The sequence below is a fragment of the Saccharopolyspora sp. NPDC050642 genome (genome assembly GCF_040654735.1).
GTDB classification, from domain to species: domain Bacteria; phylum Actinomycetota; class Actinomycetes; order Mycobacteriales; family Pseudonocardiaceae; genus Saccharopolyspora; species Saccharopolyspora elongata.
This window is the reverse complement of record NZ_JBFAIN010000005.1, coordinates 201,173-219,034: the sequence shown is the minus strand read 5'-3', so window position 1 is coordinate 219,034 and position 17,862 is coordinate 201,173. Positions and strand designations below refer to the sequence as shown.

Here is a 17,862-nt window from a genome sequence, read left to right as displayed (position 1 = left end):
GCCCAGATTGCGGAGCCTAGCGGCGCTCGTAGCGGATCCGGCACGGCGAACCCGGACGGGTGACGCCCAGGTCGACGTCCGGCCGCGGATCCGGCACCGACAAGTCCAGCCGGTAGCGCGCCAGCAGCCCGCTCAGCAGCACCTTGGTCTCGGTCGTGCCGAACGCCTGCCCCGGGCACCGGTAGAACCCGCCGCTGAAACCGATCAACGCGTGCGGATTCCGCTTGTCCTCGGCGCGTTCCGGGCCGAACCGGTCCGGGTCGTAGCGCTCGGGATCGGCGAACACCTCCGGCAACCGGTGCGCGACGCTCGGGCACAGCATGGTCAGCCACCCCTCGGGCACCCGGTAGCCGCCGATCTCGTACTCCACCGCTGTCGTGCGCGCGTAGTGGCTCATCACCGGCCGCATCCGCAGCGACTCCTTGAACGCGCGCTCCAACCGGGGCAGCCGCGCGCCCGCATGCGGGCACCCCGCAGCGGCACCACCGCGGTCCGCGTCGATCTCTTCGACCACCGCGTCCAGCTGCGCCGGGTGCTGCAGCAACTGCACCAGCGTCCAGCAGGCCTGCGCGGCAGTGGTGAGGTAGCCGGTGAACAACGTCGCCATCGCCATCCCGACCTGCACGTCCGCGCCTTCGGCCCGCAGCGCGGCGTCGTCGACCAGCGACTGCAGGAAGTCGTCGTAGCCGCCCGAGCGGGCCCGCTCGGCGAGGACCGGCCGCAGCATCTCGCCGAGCCGCCGCCGCGCCCGGTCCCGGCGGCGGAAGCGGGGCAACGGCAGGTTCGGCGGCAGGATGAACTCCATGCCCCGGGCCAGGTCCACCAGCAGCGGCCGGAACTCGTCGATCCGCGCCCGGATCTCCGGGCCGAGCAGCGCGCCTGCGGCGATGCGCATCACCAGCGGCTCGAAGGTGTCCCACAGCTCGAACTCGCCCGACCGCCCCAGACCGGCCAGCCACCGCTCGGTCTCCTCGGCCATCACCTCGGTGTACGCGGCGAGCCGACCGCCCTGGAACGCCGACTGCAGCATCGACACGTGCCGGCGCCGCCGCTCGGTGTCGGTCGCCGCCATCAGCAGATCACCGAACATCGGGACGGTGAACCGGTAGATCTCCGGCACCGAGAGCTTCCGGTCCACCTCCCGGAAGAAGAACTCGTGGTGCTCGGGCCCGATCAGCATGACCCCCTTCATCGGCCCGAGCCGGATCGTGAAGATCGGCCCGTGCTCCCGGTAGGCCCGCATGAACGTCGCGTGCTGGTCCTTGCGCCACTCGAGGAAACTGCCGAGCAGCGGCAGTCCGCGCACTTCGGGCGGGAGCGCCGGTTCGACGGCGGCAGTGGACACGACGACCTCCTGATCAGATCCGGAACTCGAACATCTGCCGCAGTTGCCGGAGCTGGGCGCGCTGCGGCGCGTGGCTGAGCATCCATTCCCGCAGCCGCCCGGCCACCGGCCCCGGCCAGCCACCTATCCGCGCCAGCATCCGGGCCTGCGACGTCGCCGCGTTCGCGCGCCCCCGCCGCTGCCGCTCGTACGCCCGCAGCGCTTCGGGCACGCTCGGCGTCGCGGCCAGGCGGGCCGCGAGCACCGCGGCGTCCTCGAACGCCTGCGAGGTGCCCTGGCCCATGTTCGGCATGCTCGGGTGCGCGGCGTCGCCGACCAGCGCGACCCGGCCGCGGCTCCAGGCTCGCAACGGGCGGCAGTCGAAGATCTCGGTGGCCACCACCTGCGCCGGGTCGGTGGCCCGCAGCAACTCCGGGATCGGCTCGTGCCAGTCCCCGAATCGCCGCAGCAGCCGATCCGCACCGCCCTGCCGCGCATCGGCGGAGGGCGCGGAGGCGAACCAGTACACCCGTTCTCCGGTGAGGTTCCAGATGCCGAACGCGTCCGCCCCGCCCATCGAGAGCAGGCCGGGCGTTTCCGGGAGCCCGAACGGGATGGTGGCCCGCCAGACGACGACCCCGCAGTGCCGCAGCCGCCGCCCCAGCCCGGCGGATTCCCGCACGGCGGACCGAATGCCGTCCGCTCCCACCACTAGGTCCGCCCGCACCTCGCTGCCATCGGCGAACTCCGCCACGGCGTGCTCGCCGGCGTCGCGCACCCCGACGCAGCGCGCCCCGAACCTCACCGCTTCGGGATCGAGCAGCCCGCGGAGCGCGGCCAGCAGCTCCGCGCGGTGCACCGCCATCCCGTTGCCGCCGACGGATTTCATCGCCTGCTCGGAGACCTCGTAGAGCGTCCGGCCGTCCGCCGCCCGCATCGCCATCCCGGCCGCCGGATGGGCCCGCCCGCGCACCGCGTCACCGGCGCCGAAGGCGTCCAGGGCGGCGAATCCGTTCGGCCACAGCGTCAGGCCGTTGCCGTGGCGGCGGAGCGCTTCGACCCGCTCGTACGCGACGGCCGCCAGGCCCGCCCGGCGCAGCGCGATCGTGGTCGCCAGCCCGGCGGGCCCGGCGCCGATGACAGCGACCCGCGGTCGGCCGGTCATGCCAGGATCGTGGTGAGCAGGTCGTCCGGCACCAGTCCGAGCTGGTTGAGGAAGTGCAGCTCGTCCATCACGTTGTAGTGCTCGACGATCTTGCCGTCGACGATCCGGACCTGGCCCATCACCTGCACCCGGACCCGCCTGCCGGTGGCCCGGACGCCCTGGAAGTCGTGCTGGTGGGTGCAGGTCGCGGTCATCCGCACGAACAGCCGGTCGCCGTCGGCGGCGAGCTCCTCGATCTCGAAGGCGAGGTCCGGGAACGCGGCGCGGAATCCGCCCATCAGCTCGGCGACCTCGTCGCGGCCGTAGGTGCCGAAGCGGCCATGGTGGACCATTTCGGGCGACCAGACCCGGAGCACCTCCTCCTGGTCGCCCCGGTTCATCGCGGCGACGAACCGGCGGAACATCCGCTCGTTGTCCTCTTCGACCATCGGGCACCTCCGTGCGGTGGAACCGGCGACGTGGGAGAACTCGTGCTCGACGATATGGCGACGCGGTGGCGGCGTTCTTCTCGCGCCTTGCCCGATCGACCCGAAGGTTGAGTTCGATCAGCACTGAAGCCTTCGTAGACATGAAAGATGTTCACCGACGTAGGGTGACGGCATGGCCGAACCCGTCATGTTGATCACCGGAGCGTCGCGCGGCATCGGCGCGGCCACCGCCCGCGCCGCCGCAGCGGCCGGTTACCGCCTCGCCCTGCTCGCCCGCTCCGCGGACTCCCTGGCCCCGCTGGTCGACGAGCTGGGCGACGACGCGCTCGCCCTGCCCTGCGACATCACCGACTGGCCCGCGCTCTCCGCCGCCGTGCAACGCGTCGAGGACCACTTCGGGCGCCTGGACGCGGCGTTCGCCAACGCCGGGCTGAGCATGGAGACGTCGTTCCTGGGCAACGGCGGCGCAGACCCCGAGCAGTGGCGCGACATGGTCCTGACGAACGTCTACGGCGCCGCCATCACCGCCCGCGCGGCGCTACCGGCGCTCACCCGCACGAGCGGCCACCTGCTGCTGACCGGCTCGAACGCCGGCCGCGGCATCCGCCCCGGGAACCTCTACTCCGCGACCAAGTGGGCGGTCACTGGCCTGGCGCAGAACATCCGCGCCGAATGCGTGGGCACCGGCGTCCGGGTCACCCTCGTCCAGCCGGGCATGGTCGAGACCGAGATGACGGCGTCCGCCCAGGACGCCCCGAAGCTCCGCGCGGAGGACATCGCCAACGCCGTCCTCTACGCCCTCCGCCAGCCCCCTGGCGTCGATGTCAACGAAGTGGTCATCCGCCCGGTCGGCCAAGACCCGAACCGCTGAGCCCCGCCGCGGACGAAGGCGCCCCGCACCGAGCTGCTCGGTGCGGGGCGCCTTCGTCCGAAAAGCGCCGGTCACAGCGAGCTGATCAGGCGCTCCACCCGCTCGTCGACCGCCCGGAACGGGTCCTTGCACAGGACGGTCCGCTGCGCCTGGTCGTTGAGCTTCAGGTGCACCCAGTCCACCGTGAAGTCCCGGCCCGCGGCCTGCGCGGCGGCGATGAAGTCACCGCGCAGCTTCGCCCGCGTGCTCTGCGGCGGCGTGTCCTTGGCCGCCTCGATCTCGCCGTCCTCGGTCGCCCGGTCCACCAGGTCCTTGCGCTGCAGCATGTCGAACAGCCCACGACCCTGGCGGATGTCGTGGTAGGCGAGGTCGAGCTGGGCGATGCGCGGGCTGGACAGCTCCAGACCGTGCTTGTTGCGGTACCGCTCCAGCAGCCGGTGCTTGATCGCCCAGTCGATCTCCCGGTCGATCAGCGAGAAGTCCTGCTGCTCGATCGCGTCCAGCGTCCGGCCCCACAGCTCCAGGATCCGCTCGGTCATCGGGTCCGAACCGCGCCGCGCCACGTGGTCGACCGCCCGGCCGTAGTACTCCCGCTGGATGTCCAGCGCGGACGCCTCCCGGCCGCCGGCCAGCCGCACCGTGCGCCGCCCGGTGAGGTCGTGGCTGATCTCCCGGATCGCGCGGATCGGGTTGTCCAGGCTGAAGTCCCGGAACTGCACGCCCTGCTCGACCATCTCCAGCACCAGGTTCGCCGAGCCGACCTTGAGCAGCGTGGTCACCTCGGACATGTTGGAGTCGCCGACGATGACGTGCAGCCGCCGGTACCGCTCGGCGTCGGCGTGCGGCTCGTCGCGGGTGTTGATGATCGGCCGCGAGCGGGTCGTCGCGCTGGAGACGCCCTCCCAGATGTGCTCGGCGCGCTGCGACAGGCAGTACACCGCGCCGCGCGGGGTCTGCAGCACCTTCCCGGCGCCGCAGATGAGCTGGCGGGTCACCAGGAACGGCAGCAGCACGTCGGCGATCCGGGAGAACTCCCCGGACCGGCCGACCAGGTAGTTCTCGTGGCAGCCGTAGGAGTTGCCCGCCGAGTCGGTGTTGTTCTTGAACAGGAAGATGTCCCCGCCGATGCCCTCTTCGGACAACCGGCGTTCGGCGTCGATGAGCAGGTCCTCCAGGATCCGCTCGCCCGCCTTGTCGTGGGTGACGAGCTGGACGAGGTCGTCGCATTCCGCCGTGGCGTACTCCGGATGCGAGCCCACGTCGAGGTAGAGCCGGGCCCCGTTGCGGAGGAAGACGTTCGACGACCTTCCCCACGACACGACCCGCCGGAACAGGTACCTGGCCACCTCGTCCGGGGACAGTCGCCGCTGCCCGTGGAACGTGCAGGTGACCCCGAACTCGGTTTCGATGCCGAAGATCCGCCGCTGCATGCTTCCACACTAGGCGCAAACAGGGCTTCTCGGCGGTCCGCCGTTCGGGCACCGGTGGTGCGTTTCTCACGCGGGACCGGTTGCACCGCGTCATCACGCCCACCGGCCGGCCCGGCGCGGCTCGGCGCGCGGCCGCCGCCAAGCCGCCCCGCATCGCACCAGAAGTGCTCAACGGCACCAGAAACCACAGCATCTTGTGGCCACCAACCGAATCCGGGCCAGGCACGAGCGGCGGGCGGCCGTCCGGGGAGCCCGGACAGCGGTGGAGGGCACCTCCTCGCCGGAAGATGCCCTCCACCCGTGGCCGAGAGGACTACTTGTCCTTCTTGGTCTCGTCCTCGGAATCGCCGTCGGCGGATTCCGCTTCGGACTCCGGCTCCTTCGCCGGGAGCAGCGCCGTCAGCGCCGCGCCCTGGATGCGGCGGAAGGTGCGGTGCGGCCGGGCGCGGTCGAGCACCGCCACCTCGAGCTGGCCCATGCCCAGCTCCCGGGTGCTGTCCCCGCTCGAGGACAGCGCCTCGACCGCGAGCTTCGTCGCGTCGGCCAGTTCCAGGCCGTCGCTGAACGAATCCTTCAGCGTGCTCGCGATCGCCTCGGCCTGGCCGCCCATCACGACGTACTGCGGTTCGTCCACGATGGACCCGTCGTAGGTCAACCGGTACAGCTGGTCCGTCTCGGCGGTGAAACCGACCTCCGCCACGCAGATCTCCACCTCGAAGGGCTTGATCTGCTCGGTGAAGATCGCGCCGAGGTGCTGGGCGTAGGTGTTGGCCAGCGACCGGCCGGTGACGTCGCGGCGGTCGTAGGAATACCCGCGGACGTCGGCGATGCGCACGCCGGCGACCCGCAGCGCCTCGAACTCGCTGTAGCGGCCCACCGCCGCGAATCCGATGCGGTCGTAGATCTCAGAGACCTTGTGCAGCGTCGGAGACGGGTTCTCGGCGACGAACAGCACGCCACCGGCGTACTTCAGCACCACCACGCTGCGGCCCCGCGCGATGCCCTTGCGGGCCAGCTCGGAACGCTCCCGCATCAACTGCTCGGGAGAGGTGTAGAACGGCATCGTCACGGCTGTGCACTCCTGGTTCGAATCTGCTCGCTCGGGCAGGCGTGATCAGGGCCCGGGGCACCGGGCCGCGGCGTCAGCCGCCGGGGTTCTCCAACCGGCCGTTGATCACCTCGGTGGCGACCTCGGCCGTCCGCTCCTCGGGCACCCGCACGGCGCCGTCCGCGGCGGTGATGGTGATGACCGACGGGAAGATGCGCCGGGACACGTCGGGGCCGCCGGTGGCGGAGTCGTCGTCCGCCGCGTCGTAGAGGGCCTCGACGGCCGTGCGCACGGCGGTGTCGGCGTCGGCGTCCGGGTCGTAGCGCTTCTTCAGCGCCGACTTCGCGAACAGCGAACCCGAACCGACCGCGTGGTAACCGCCGACCTCGTCGTACCGGCCGCCGACGACGTCGTAGGAGACGATCCGGCCGGCCCGCTCGGGGTCGTCGGCGTCGAGGTCGTACCCGGCGAACAGCGGCACCACCGCGAGGCCCTGCATCGCGGCCTGGAGGTTGCCGCGCAGCATGTTGGCCAGCCGGTTCGCCTTGCCGTCCAACGAGAGCGAGACGCCTTCGAGCTTCTCGTAGTGCTCCAGCTCCACCGCGTACAGCTTGACGAGCTCCTGCGCGACCCCGGCGGTGCCCGCGATGCCGACTGCCGAGTAGGCGTCGGTGACGAACAGCTTCTCCATGTCCCGCTGGGCGATCAGGTTGCCCATGGTGGCTCGGCGGTCACCGGCCAGCAGGACGCCGCCGCGGAAGGTCACCGCGACGATCGTGGTGCCGTGCGGGGCCTGCACGGTGCCCTCCGGCACCTTGCGACCCCCGGGCAGCAGCTCGGGCGCGGTAGCGCGGAGGAAGTCGGTGAACGAGTAAGACCCCGGCGTGAGGTAGGCGGCGGGCAGGGCCTGGCCCGAGCTCGGATCCATCAGCGACATCGTCTCCCGATCGAAGGGCTTTCGACTTCAACAGCACTTTAGTCATGATCCGGCGCGCAGCCGACAACGCCGGGCCGGAGTTTCCCGGCCCGGCGTCGACGTCACGACCGGGCCCGCCGGGCTACTGGCCGCCCTTCTGCACGTAGGCGCGGACGAAGTCCTCGGCGTTCTCCTCCAGGACGTCGTCGATCTCGTCCAGGATGGCGTCGACGTCCTCGCCGAGCTTTTCGCGACGTTCCTGACCGGCGGCCTCCGGACCCTGCTCTTCGTCGCCTTCGCCGCCGCCGTGCCGCTGAACCTTTTCCTGGGACATCTTGCCTCCCGGTGCTCGCCTTCCGGATGTTCTCCCGGCAGTGGGGACACCCTGCTGTGAACACTACCCATCCGACACCCGTTCGCCCACGTCCAGCCGGGCGTCATTTCGATCATCCACACCGGGCTGACGTGCACGAAACGTGTTCACCGGCCGGTGGATCAGCCCTTCGTCAGCGAGTCGACCAGTTCTTCGGCGCTGGCCGCCGCCTCCAGCAGGGCGCCCACGTGGGCCTTGGTGCCGCGCAGCGGTTCCAACGTCGGGATGCGCACCAGGGATTCCCGGCCCAGGTCGAAGATGACCGAATCCCAGGACGCCGCGGCCACCTCCGACGGGTAGCGCTCCAGGCACCGGCCGCGGAAGTAGGCGCGGGTGTCCTCCGGCGGCGTGGTCACCGCATCCCGCACCTCCTCCTCGCTGACCAGGCGCTTCATCGAGCCGCGCGCGACCAGCCGGTTGTACAGGCCCTTGTCCAGGCGGACGTCCGAGTACTGCAGGTCGACCATGTGCAGCCGCGGCGACGCCCAGCCCAGGCCGTCGCGCGCCCGGTAGCTCTCCATGAGCCGGAGCTTGGCGGGCCAGTCCAGCCGGTCGGCGCAGTCCATCGGGTCGCCGCCGAGCAGGTCCAGCACCTCGCCCCAGGTGTCCAGCACGTCGCGGGCAGGGCGCTCGGCGCCGTGCTCGTCGAGGTGCCGGGCGGCGCGCTCGTGGTAGGCGCGCTGCAGGTCCAGGCCGGTGAACCGGCGCCCGTCGGTGAGCTCGACGGTCTGCTTGAGGGTCGGGTCGTGGCTGATCAGGTGCACCGCCTGCACCGGGTCGGCCAGCTTCAGGTCGTCGAAGCGCTGCCCGGACTCGATCATGTCCAGCACCAGCGCGGTGGCACCGAGCTTGAGGTAGGTGGAGGTCTCCGCGAGGTTGGCGTCGCCGATGATGACGTGCAGCCGCCGGTACTTGTCGGCGTCGGCGTGCGGCTCGTCGCGGGTGTTGATGATGCCGCGCTTGAGCGTCGTCTCGAGGCCGACCTCGACCTCGATGTAGTCGGAGCGCTGGGAGAGCTGGAAGCCGGCCTTCTCCCCCGCCTGGCCGATGCCGACGCGCCCCGAACCGCAGATCACCTGGCGGGACGCGAAGAACGGGGTCAGGCCGCCGATTACCGAGGTGAACGGGGTGCTGCGGGACATCAGGTAGTTCTCGTGGGTGCCGTAGCTGGCGCCCTTGCCGTCGACGTTGTTCTTGTACAGCTGGATCGGCGCGCTGCCGGGCACGCTGGCGGCCCGGATCGCCGCCTCCTCCATGACGCGCTCACCGGCCTTGTCCCAGATGACCGCGTCGCGCGGGTTGGTCACCTCGGGCGCCGAGTACTCGGGGTGCGCGTGGTCGACGTACAGCCGCGCGCCGTTGGTCAGGATGACGTTGGCCGCCCCGAGGTCGTCGCCGTCCGATCCGTTGGTCTGCTGCGCCGCTGTGCTGAGGTCGAAACCGCGGGCGTCGCGCAACGGCGACTCGACCTCGTAGTCCCAGCGGGCGCGCCGCGCCCGCGGGATGTCGGCCGCCGCCGCGTAGGCCAGCACGATGTGCGTGGAGGTCAGCACCGGGTTGGCGCCGGAATCGCCCGGCACGACGATGCCGTACTCCACCTCGGTTCCCATGATCCGCCGCATACCTCGCAGCGTACGGGGTCTCACCGACCAAGCGGAGTGCCGCACGCCACAGGGATCCGAGTCGACCCGATTCGGCGCAACGCGTGTGCCTCGAAGGGAGGGTGCGACGATTGGGCCATGAGCGCGGGCGAGGAATCGGTGGCGGTGTACGACGCGGCCGGGAGTGTCGTGGGCAGCGCGACGCGGCGGCGGATGCGCGCGGAAGGCCTCTGGCACGCGGCCTCGGCGGTGCTCCTGCTCTCCCCGGACCGCAACAGCATCTACGTGCACCGCCGCACCGACACCAAGGACGTCTACCCGGGCATGCACGACTGCGCGGCGGGCGGCGTGGTCGCGGCCGGCGAGGATCCCGATGTCACCGCGGTGCGCGAACTCGCCGAGGAACTCGGTGTGCGCGACGTGCCGGTGCGCTACCTGTTCCGCTCCACCTACGAGCAGGGCACCGTGCGCTACCACGGATTCCTCTACGAGGCGCTGTGGGACGGCCCGATCGTCCACCAGCCGGAAGAAGTCGCCGAGGGCTGGTGGATGCCCCTGGGCGAGCTCCGCGAGCGCCTGAACGACCCCGGGTGGCCGTTCGTGCCGGACGGCCGCCAGTTCGCCGAGGAGTGGTTCGCCCGATCGTGACGGAGGTCCGCAGTTTCAATTGAAACTGATGCACCCACCCGGTTCGGTGAGGTCCAGTTTCAATTGAAACTGGAGATGCTGGCGCGGGCTCAGTGCCAGGGGAGTTCGGCGCGTTCGCCCCAGTAGGTCGCGGCGTCGCGGGCCAGCCGGCTCAGCGCGTCGAGGTCCTGGTCGGTGAGCTCCACCCGGCAGGCCGCCAGGTTCGACTCCAGCTGCTCGACGCTGGCCGCGCCGACGAGCACCACGTCGGCCCAGGGCTGGCGCAGGACGTGCGCGAGCGCGATGGCATCGGTGCCCACCCCGTGCCGGTCGGCGACCCTGGTGAGCTCCGCGGGCGGATCCACCGCGAGCCGCCCGTTCGCCAGGGTCTCCTTCACCAGCACCCGCCAGCCGCCGGTGTGCGCCTCGGCCAGGAAGCGGCTCGCGGACGGCTCCAGGGTGTTCCATGTGGACTGCACGGCGCTGAACAGCTGCCGCCCGCCCACCTCGATCTCCCAGGCGCGCTCGATGGTTTCGCCCTGCGCCGCGCCGCTGGTGGAGAAGCCCAGCTGCACCCCGGCGTCCCGGATCCGCGCCAGCTCGTGCTGCAGCGCCAGGTCGTCGAACAGCGGGCTGCTGGTGGTCAGCGAATGCACCTGGTAGAGGTCGATGCGGTCGCCGAGCAGCGTCCGGGTCTCGGCCCACTGGGTGCGCAGGCGTTCCACCGAGTGCTCCTTGACCTCGTGCACCTCGGTCTCGATGCGCCACTGCGCGACGTAGGCGTACCCCCACTTGCTGGACACCGCGACGTCCTGGTGGCCGCGCTCCCGCAGCCAGTCCGCGAGGAACTGCTCGGCGCTGCCGTAGGAGCGGGCCGTGTCCACCCAGCGGATCCCGTTGGCGTACGCGGCGTCCAGCACCGTCCGGGTGCGTTCCCGCATCGCCTGCGCGGTGCGCTGCACGGGCAGCACGGCGGCGCGACCGACGTTGATGTACGCGGGCCTGCCGAGCGCGGCGAGACCGAGTCCTAGGCGCTGCACCGATCGTTGCGCTGGGAGCATGCCTGGAACCTAACCTCTGTCGGCCTGCGGCACAGCTCGGGGCCGCCACCCCCGCGGAGATGGCGGCCCCGAGGTCGGCCTTACAGGTACTGGCCCGTGTTCGTGGCCGTGTCGATCGCTCGGCCGGATTCCTGGCTCTTCCCGCTGACCAGGGTGCGGATGTAGACGATCCGCTCGCCCTTCTTGCCGGAGATGCGGGCCCAGTCGTCCGGGTTGGTGGTGTTGGGCAGGTCCTCGTTCTCGGCGAACTCGTCGACGATGGCGTCCTGCAGGTGCTGCACGCGCAGGCCCGGCTGGCGGGTCTCCAGCACCGACTTGATGGCCGCCTTCTTCGCCCGGTCCACGATGTTCTGGATCATCGCGCCCGAGTTGAAGTCCTTGAAGTACAGGACTTCCTTGTCGCCGTTGGCGTAGGTGACCTCCAGGAACCGGTTCTCCTCGGTCTCGGCGTACATCCGCTCGACCGTGGTCTGGATCATCGCCTCCACGCACGCGCCCTTGTCGCCGCCGAACTCCTTGAGGTCTTCCTCGTGGATCGGCAGTTCCTTGGTCAGGTACTTGGAGAAGATGTCCTTCGCCGACTCCGCGTCCGGACGCTCGATCTTGATCTTCACGTCCAGCCGCCCCGGCCGCAGGATCGCCGGGTCGATCATGTCCTCGCGGTTGGAGGCGCCGATGACGATGACGTTCTCCAGCCCTTCGACACCGTCGATCTCGCTGAGCAGCTGCGGCACGATGGTCGTCTCCACGTCGGAGGAGACGCCGCTGCCGCGGGTCCGGAAGATCGAGTCCATCTCGTCGAAGAACACGATCACCGGGGTGCCCTCGGAGGCCTTCTCCCGCGCCCGCTGGAAGATCAGCCGGATGTGCCGCTCCGTTTCGCCGACGAACTTGTTGAGGAGTTCGGGACCCTTGATGTTCAGGAAGAAGGACTTGGCGTGGCCGTCGTCGTCGCCGCGCGCGGCGGCGACCTGCTTCGCCAGCGAGTTGGCGACGGCCTTGGCGATCAGCGTCTTGCCGCAGCCCGGCGGGCCGTACAGCAACACGCCCTTCGGCGGCCGCAGCTGGTACTCGATGTAGAGGTCGGAGTGCAGGAACGGCAGCTCCACCGCGTCCCGGATCTGCTCGATCTGGCCGGCCAGCCCACCGATGTCCTGGTACCCGACGTCGGGCACCTCCTCCAGCACGAGGTCTTCGACCTCGGCCTTCGGCACCACGTCGTAGGCGTAGCCCGCCTTGCTGTCGATCAGCACCGAGTCGCCGGCCTTCAGCCCGGACGCGGCCAGCGGTTCGGTGACCCACACGACGCGTTCCTCGTCGGTGTGGCCCAGCACCAGCGCCCGGGGGCTCTCCCCGGCACCGCTGGACAGGAGCTCCCGGAAGGTGCAGACCTCACCGGTTCGCTCGAACGCACCAGCCTCCACCACAGTCAGGGCCTCGTTGAGGCGCACCGACTGGCCCAGTCTCAGTTCCTCCGTCTCGACGTTGGGTGACACCGCCACCCGCATCTTGCGACCAGACGTGAACACGTCGACCGTGCTGTCCTCGTAGCCGTGCAGGAAGACCCCGTAACCGCTGGGGGGCTGCGCGAGGCGGTCGACTTCTTCGCGCAGCGCCATCAGCTGGCCCCGCGCTTCCTTCAGGGTCTCGGTGAGTTTGGCGTTCCGTTCGGTGAGCTGGCTCACTCTCTCGGATGCCTCGGCCAGCCGCTTTTCCAGCAACCGGGCCTGTTGGGGAGACTCGTTGAGCCTGCGGCGCAGCAGTGCAACCTCGTCTTCCAGGAGACGAATCTGGCTGCGGAGTTCTGCGGAGCCACCGCTGTACTGCTCGCCGCCCTCCTCAGGCCGGCTGCCGGGACGGTCGTGCTGCATGTCGGCACCCTCCTCCCGTGCTCGTACCACCACGGTACCGGCGATCACCGACGACGGCGGCGTCGTTGATGCCCGCCGGATCGCCCAGCGTGCCACAAAAATCCGCGAATACCCATGAGGCGGGCCAGGTTGGCGCCAGCGGGTCGCGTTTCGGCCGGGCGGGGCGGACACGTTGCGTTGACGATCATGGTCCGTTCGATACGTTCCCGATCGGACGACGCGGCCCCACGAGCACCGGTTTTCCGTTGCGCCACGCGGATCGGGACGGTCGGCGGGCATCCGGGTTAACCGATCCGGCAACCGGGTGGCGTTGCGGCCGCCCGGCTGCGAGCGCATCCGGCACTTCTCCCATCATTTGGAACAACTGCCCCTGGACGCCACTCCAGCCCGGCGAATTCCCCATGACGATTGAGTGCCGAAAAGTCCACTCCGTGCACCACGCGTCGCGGGCTCTGATCTACTTACGGCCGCCGAAAGCAGCAACGCACCACTCCGGGGAGGAGCCATGACCTATCCGCCGCAGCAGCCTGGACAAGGCGGGTGGGGGCAGCAACCCGCGGGCAACGGGTTCCCTCAGCAGGGTCCGCCGGAAACCCCGCAGCAGCAGCCCGCCTGGTACGGCAACCAGCACACCGGCTGGGGCCAGCAGGGCCCGGACCAGCAGCAGGCGCCCATGGCCCCCCAGTGGGGCAGCGAGTTCGGCCCCGGCTCCTGGATCCAGGAGCCCAACGGCTTCGCCGACATCGAGCCGCCGCAGCGGAAGAAGTCGAAGCTGCCGCTGATCCTCGGCCTGGTCGGGGCGCTGGTCGTCCTCGCAGGGGCCGGCGTCGGGGTGTTCTTCTGGCTGAACAGCGGGCCCGGCGAGGCCCGGCCGGTCGCGCAGGAGGTCGTCCAGAAGGTCAACGCCGGCGACTTCAACGGCGTGAGCAGCCTGTTCTGCGACTCCAACAAGGCCGAGCTGAGCAAGGCGATGAGCCAGCTCCGCCAGTGGAAGTTCAACGTCAAGCTCGGCGAGGTGACCGAGCGTGGCGACCAGGCCACCGCGAAGTTGACCGGAACCTACGAGGCCGACGGATCGTCCACACCTGTGGACCAGACGATGGGCCTGGTCGTGGAGGACGGCACCTGGAAGGTCTGCCAGCTCGACCAGTGAGCCCGCAGCAAGAGCATGTGAGCAAGGGGGAGGACCCATGACGTACCCACCGCAGCAGCCGCCCGGGCAGGACGGCTGGGGGCAGCAGCCCGGCGGCCAGTACCCGCCCAGCGGTGGCCAGCCGCAGCAGGGCTTCGGCGGCCAGCCGGGCGGCGCCTACCCGCCCAGCGGCGGCCAGCCCCAGCAGGGCGGCGCGTACCCGCAGAGCGGCCCGCAGCCGCAGCAGGGCTTCGGCCAGCAGCCCCCGTACCCGCCGCAGGGCGGCGGCTTCGGCCAGCCGGGCTTCGACGCGCCGAAGAAGAAGTCCCCGCTGCCGTGGATCCTGGGCGGCGTCGGCGGCCTCGTCGTGATCGGCCTGGTGATCACCCTGGTGATCGTCTTCACCGGCGGCCCCGGCGACCCCCGCAAGGTCGCCCAGCAGGGCATCGACGCGATCAACCAGAAGGACTTCGCCAGCCTGCAGCCTCTCTCCTGCAAGAAGGAGCAGGAGAAGTTCCAGGAGATGATGGACACCTTCGAGGGCAAGAGCGCCGATTTCCAGGACCTCAAGGAGTTCGGCCTCACCGACGCCGACATCCAGAAGCTGATCGACGGCATGAAGATCGAGATGAAGCTGGGCGAGGTCAAGGACAACGGCGACAACACCGCCACGGCCAAGGTCTCCGGCAACATCAGCATCACCGCCGACGTCGAGATCATGGGCCAGAACGTGGCCGACCTGATGCCCGACCAGCAGATCGACGAGGACATGAAGATGATCGTCGAAGACGGTTCCTGGAAGTTCTGCTGATCGAACCCCGATCACGTGAGAAGGCCCGCCCCGGTCCGGGGCGGGCCTTTCGCGTTCAGCCCTTGCTGGGGCGGCGCTGGACCCGGGGCGGGGTCACGCCGTCCGCCAGGCGGCGGGTCGTCAGGAGGAACGCCGTGTGCGCCACCATCCGGTGGTCCGGGCGGACCGCCATGCCCACCACGTGCCACGGGCGCAGCAGCGTTTCCCAGGACTGGGGTTCCGTCCAGTTCTGCTGCTCGCGGATCGCCTCCGTGATCCGGGACAGCTGGGTCGTCGTGGCCACGTAGACGACCAGGACGCCGCCGGGCAGCAGCTTCTCGTGGACCTTGTCCAGGACGTCCCACGGCGCGAGCATGTCGAGCACCACCCGGTCGACCGGGTCGCCGTCGTACTCCTGGACGTCGCCCAGCTGCAGCGTCCAGTTGTCCGGCTTGTCGCCGAAGAAGCGCCGCACGTTGCGCTCCGCGTGCTCCGCGTGGTCCTCGCGCACCTCGAACGACGTCACGCTGCCCTCGGGGCCGACCGCGCGCAGCAGGGAGCAGCTCAGCGCGCCCGATCCGGCACCGGCCTCCAGCACCCGCGCGCCCGGGCGGATGTCGCCCCACATGAGGATCTGCGCCGCGTCCTTCGGGTAGATGACCTGGGCGCCGCGCGGCATCGACAGCACGTAGTCGGCCAGCAGCGGCCGCAGCGCCAGGAACGACGTGCCGCCCGCCGAGGTCACCACCGAGCCCTCCGGCTTGCCGATCAGGTCGTCGTGCGCGAGGGCACCGCGGTGCGTGTGGTACTCCCCTCCCTGCTCCAGGACGACCGTGTACTTCCGGCCCTTCGGGTCGGTCAACTGGACCCGGTCGCCGGGCTGGAACTCACCGCTGACGGTGCTGCTCAACTGCTGCCTACCTTCTCCACGCTGGTACAGCGCACCATCGTCGCAGAGCGTCCGAAGAAGGCTCGGATCGGCTTCCGCCACCCCATTGCCGCCGCGCAGGTCCCGTGAGCGTTTCGGGGCGCTATGACACCCCAAAACGCTCGCGGGCGGCTCACCCGCGACGGGAGCGCAGCGCGTTGCGGAGGTCCTCGCGGCGCAGCACGCCGCTGGGCCTGCCCTCGCTGTCGACCACGAGGAACTGCCAGGCCAGCACCGACTGCACCCGCTCCAGGATCGCGTCCGGGGTCTCGCTGTCGAGCAGGATCGTGTCCGGGTCGACCGGTTCGGCCGCGCGTTCGGCCGGTTCGTTCGGCGCGTGGGTCGCCAGGCGCTCCGCCGCGGTCTGGTCGAGCAGGCCGACCGCGATGCCGTCGGCCCGCACCAGCACCACGCCCCGGCCCGCCGCCGCCAGCAGCGCATCGCCCACCGGGCTCTCCGCCGGGAGCTGCAGGACCGGGCGCACCAGGTCCCCCAGCGCCAGGCCCGTGGGCCAGCGCTTGCGCTGCTCGGCCGCGTGCTCCGCGCTCGCACCGGCCACCACGAACCACGCCATCAGCACGCACACGCCCAGCCGCAGCCACTGGTCCTGGGCGTTGTTGAGCAGGCCGACCAGCGCCCAGCCGATCAGGACCGCCGCCACCGCTCCCGCGCCGATCACGCCCGCCGTGGTGCCCGTGGCGCGCTTGCCGGTGAGCCGCCAGGTCAGCGCCCGCAGCATCCGGCCGCCGTCCAGCGGCAGGCCCGGCAGCAGGTTGAACACCGCCACCGCGAGGTTCGCCACGCAGGTCTGCGCGACAAGCAGCCAGATCGCGCCGCCGGGCACCAGCGCGAACCAGCCGATGCCGGTCGCCAGCGCCAGCGCCATCGACACCGCGGGCCCGGCCGCCGCGATCAGGCCCTCCTGGGTGGGTTTCGGCGGCGTCCGGGAGATCTCCGACAGGCCGCCGAGCAGGAACAGGCGAACCCGCCGCACCGGCAGTCCCAGGCGCAGCGCGACGATGCAGTGCCCGAGCTCGTGCAGCAGCACCGAAACCGCCAGCAGCACGGTGAACACCGCCGCCAGCAGCGCGCTCTCCCAGATCCCCGCGCCCGGCAGTATCCGGCCCACCAGCGGCGTGTAGAGCAGCACGATCAGCGCCGCCCCGAGCCACCACGACGGCGACAGCAGCACCGGCACCCCGGCGATGCGGCACAGCAGCAGGCCGCCGTCGTTCAACTTGGGCCGGGCGGGCGGGGACGCGGTCGACGGCATGCACGCAGGGTAGTGCCCCGCCCGTGGGGCAGTCGTGATCCGTGCAGGGGGTGATCGCGTGTCGGTCGGCTCGATTAGGGTCACGGGCCATGGCGGAACCTGCGCAGGCGACAGGCGGGACACTCCAGGACGGCGGGCCCAGACGGCCGGCGCTGTCCCCGTCCCGCGCGAGCGATTTCAAGCAGTGCCCGCTGCTCTACCGGTTCCGCGCCGTGGACCGGCTGCCGGAAACGCCCAGCAAGGCGCAGGTGCGCGGCACCGTGGTGCATTCGGTGCTGGAGCGGCTGTTCGGACTGCCGACGGCCGAGCGCGACCAGGCGCAGGCGCGGGCACTGCTGCAGCCGGCCTGGGAGGAGCTGCTCGCGCAGCAGCCCGAGCTCGGCGAGCTGTTCGACGGGCCCGGCGATCCCGAGCTGGCGGGCTGGCTGGAGTCGGCGAACGCGCTGCTGGACGCCTACTTCGAGCTGGAGGACCCGCGCCGGCTGGAGCCGGAGGCCTGCGAGCTGCGGGTGGAGACCGAGCTCGACTCCGGAGTGCTGCTGCGCGGGTTCATCGACCGCGTCGACGTGGCCCCGACCGGCGAGATCCGGCTGGTCGACTACAAGACCGGTGCCGCGCCGCGGGAGATCGGCGAGGCCAAGGCGATGTTCCAGATGAAGTTCTACGCCCTGGTGCTGTGGCGCACCCGTGGCGAGATCCCCCGCCAGCTGCTGCTGATGTACCTGGCCAGCAAGCAGCGGCTGGCCTACACGCCGGACGAGACGGAGCTGCGCCGCTTCGAGCGCACCCTGGAGGCGATCTGGCAGGCGATCCTGCGGGCGGGCAAGACGGGTGACTTCCGGCCGAACCCCAGCCGCCTGTGCGACTACTGCGACCACAAGCCGCTGTGCCCGGCCTTCGGCGGCACCCCGCCGCCCTACCCGGGCTGGCCGGAACCCGACCCGGGCCCGGAATCCGTCCTCGACCGCACCGACTGACCCGCCGCCCGGGGGTCGCAGTTTCAATTGAAACTGCGATCCCCCGG

General features: G+C 70.8%; 17 protein-coding genes. 5 read left to right on the top strand and 12 right to left on the bottom strand.

Going from position 1 to position 17,862, the window contains the following annotated elements; translation table 11 throughout:
- Window positions 1-16: 16 nt before the first annotated feature.
- From AB0H93_RS11515 to AB0H93_RS11505, 3 genes are read right to left on the bottom strand one after another with little or no spacing between them, the layout of a single operon-like run.
- A complete protein-coding gene (locus tag AB0H93_RS11515) occupies window positions 17-1,345 on the bottom strand; it encodes a cytochrome P450 (protein ID WP_358571090.1) in 1,329 nt (442 codons plus the stop codon).
- A gap of 13 nt (window positions 1,346-1,358) precedes the next feature.
- Window positions 1,359-2,489: an FAD-dependent monooxygenase gene (locus AB0H93_RS11510; RefSeq protein ID WP_358571087.1), complete on the bottom strand. Its 1,131-nt coding sequence runs from the start codon at window positions 2,487-2,489 to the stop codon at window positions 1,359-1,361.
- Entirely contained in the window at window positions 2,486-2,917 is a 432-nt protein-coding gene (locus AB0H93_RS11505) for an ester cyclase (protein WP_165967965.1), read from the bottom strand. Before AB0H93_RS11505 ends, AB0H93_RS11510 begins: the two co-directional genes overlap by 4 nt.
- Before the next feature lie 172 nt (window positions 2,918-3,089).
- Here AB0H93_RS11505 and AB0H93_RS11500 point away from each other — a divergent pair, with 172 nt between their 5' ends.
- Window positions 3,090-3,788 carry an SDR family oxidoreductase gene (locus tag AB0H93_RS11500; protein ID WP_358571084.1) on the top strand — a complete coding sequence of 233 codons (699 nt, stop codon included), beginning with the start codon at window positions 3,090-3,092 and terminating at the stop codon, window positions 3,786-3,788.
- 71 nt (window positions 3,789-3,859) lie between these two features.
- Here AB0H93_RS11500 and pafA read toward each other — a convergent pair whose 3' ends face one another.
- From pafA to dop, 5 genes are all read right to left on the bottom strand, one after another.
- Window positions 3,860-5,218, bottom strand: a complete 1,359-nt coding sequence (gene pafA, locus AB0H93_RS11495) for a Pup--protein ligase (RefSeq protein ID WP_358571081.1) — start codon at window positions 5,216-5,218, stop codon at window positions 3,860-3,862.
- A 313-nt stretch (window positions 5,219-5,531) separates the two neighbouring features.
- Window positions 5,532-6,287, bottom strand: coding sequence for a proteasome subunit alpha (prcA, locus tag AB0H93_RS11490; protein WP_132480541.1), 756 nt, complete (start codon window positions 6,285-6,287; stop codon window positions 5,532-5,534).
- 73 nt (window positions 6,288-6,360) lie between these two features.
- Window positions 6,361-7,194 (bottom strand): proteasome subunit beta, encoded by an 834-nt coding sequence (gene prcB / locus AB0H93_RS11485; RefSeq protein WP_358571077.1) that lies wholly within the window; start codon window positions 7,192-7,194, stop codon window positions 6,361-6,363.
- Window positions 7,195-7,324: 130 nt separating this feature from the next.
- A complete protein-coding gene (locus tag AB0H93_RS11480) occupies window positions 7,325-7,516 on the bottom strand; it encodes a ubiquitin-like protein Pup (RefSeq protein WP_010310552.1) in 192 nt (63 codons plus the stop codon).
- Window positions 7,517-7,677: 161 nt separating this feature from the next.
- Window positions 7,678-9,177: a depupylase/deamidase Dop gene (gene dop, locus AB0H93_RS11475; RefSeq protein WP_358571074.1), complete on the bottom strand. Its 1,500-nt coding sequence runs from the start codon at window positions 9,175-9,177 to the stop codon at window positions 7,678-7,680.
- 117 nt (window positions 9,178-9,294) lie between these two features.
- Between dop and AB0H93_RS11470 the strand changes: the two genes are divergently transcribed.
- A complete protein-coding gene (locus AB0H93_RS11470) occupies window positions 9,295-9,804 on the top strand; it encodes an NUDIX domain-containing protein (RefSeq protein WP_358571072.1) in 510 nt (169 codons plus the stop codon).
- A gap of 89 nt (window positions 9,805-9,893) precedes the next feature.
- Here the strand turns inward: AB0H93_RS11470 and AB0H93_RS11465 are convergent, their stop codons facing one another.
- On the bottom strand, window positions 9,894-10,844 hold the full coding sequence (locus tag AB0H93_RS11465; protein ID WP_358571069.1) for an aldo/keto reductase: 951 nt from the start codon (window positions 10,842-10,844) through the stop codon (window positions 9,894-9,896).
- An 80-nt stretch (window positions 10,845-10,924) separates the two neighbouring features.
- On the bottom strand, window positions 10,925-12,715 hold the full coding sequence (gene arc, locus AB0H93_RS11460) for a proteasome ATPase (RefSeq protein ID WP_358571066.1): 1,791 nt from the start codon (window positions 12,713-12,715) through the stop codon (window positions 10,925-10,927).
- Window positions 12,716-13,220: 505 nt separating this feature from the next.
- Here arc and AB0H93_RS11455 point away from each other — a divergent pair.
- On the top strand, window positions 13,221-13,868 hold the full coding sequence (locus tag AB0H93_RS11455; protein ID WP_358571063.1) for a hypothetical protein: 648 nt from the start codon (window positions 13,221-13,223) through the stop codon (window positions 13,866-13,868).
- A 37-nt stretch (window positions 13,869-13,905) separates the two neighbouring features.
- The gene (locus AB0H93_RS11450) at window positions 13,906-14,658 is read left to right on the top strand and encodes a hypothetical protein (RefSeq protein ID WP_358571060.1); all 753 of its coding nucleotides are present in this window, start codon (window positions 13,906-13,908) and stop codon (window positions 14,656-14,658) included.
- 55 nt (window positions 14,659-14,713) lie between these two features.
- Here the strand turns inward: AB0H93_RS11450 and AB0H93_RS11445 are convergent, their stop codons facing one another.
- Both AB0H93_RS11445 and AB0H93_RS11440 read right to left on the bottom strand, forming a co-directional pair.
- Complete coding sequence (locus AB0H93_RS11445; RefSeq protein ID WP_358571057.1) at window positions 14,714-15,547, bottom strand: tRNA (adenine-N1)-methyltransferase; 834 nt, start codon at window positions 15,545-15,547, stop codon at window positions 14,714-14,716.
- Window positions 15,548-15,698: 151 nt separating this feature from the next.
- The gene (locus AB0H93_RS11440) at window positions 15,699-16,838 is read right to left on the bottom strand and encodes a site-2 protease family protein (protein ID WP_358571054.1); all 1,140 of its coding nucleotides are present in this window, start codon (window positions 16,836-16,838) and stop codon (window positions 15,699-15,701) included.
- Window positions 16,839-16,927: 89 nt separating this feature from the next.
- On the opposite strand from AB0H93_RS11440, the gene AB0H93_RS11435 reads away from it, so the two are divergent.
- Window positions 16,928-17,815: a RecB family exonuclease gene (locus AB0H93_RS11435; protein WP_358571051.1), complete on the top strand. Its 888-nt coding sequence runs from the start codon at window positions 16,928-16,930 to the stop codon at window positions 17,813-17,815.
- The last annotated feature ends 47 nt before the right edge of the window (window positions 17,816-17,862 follow it).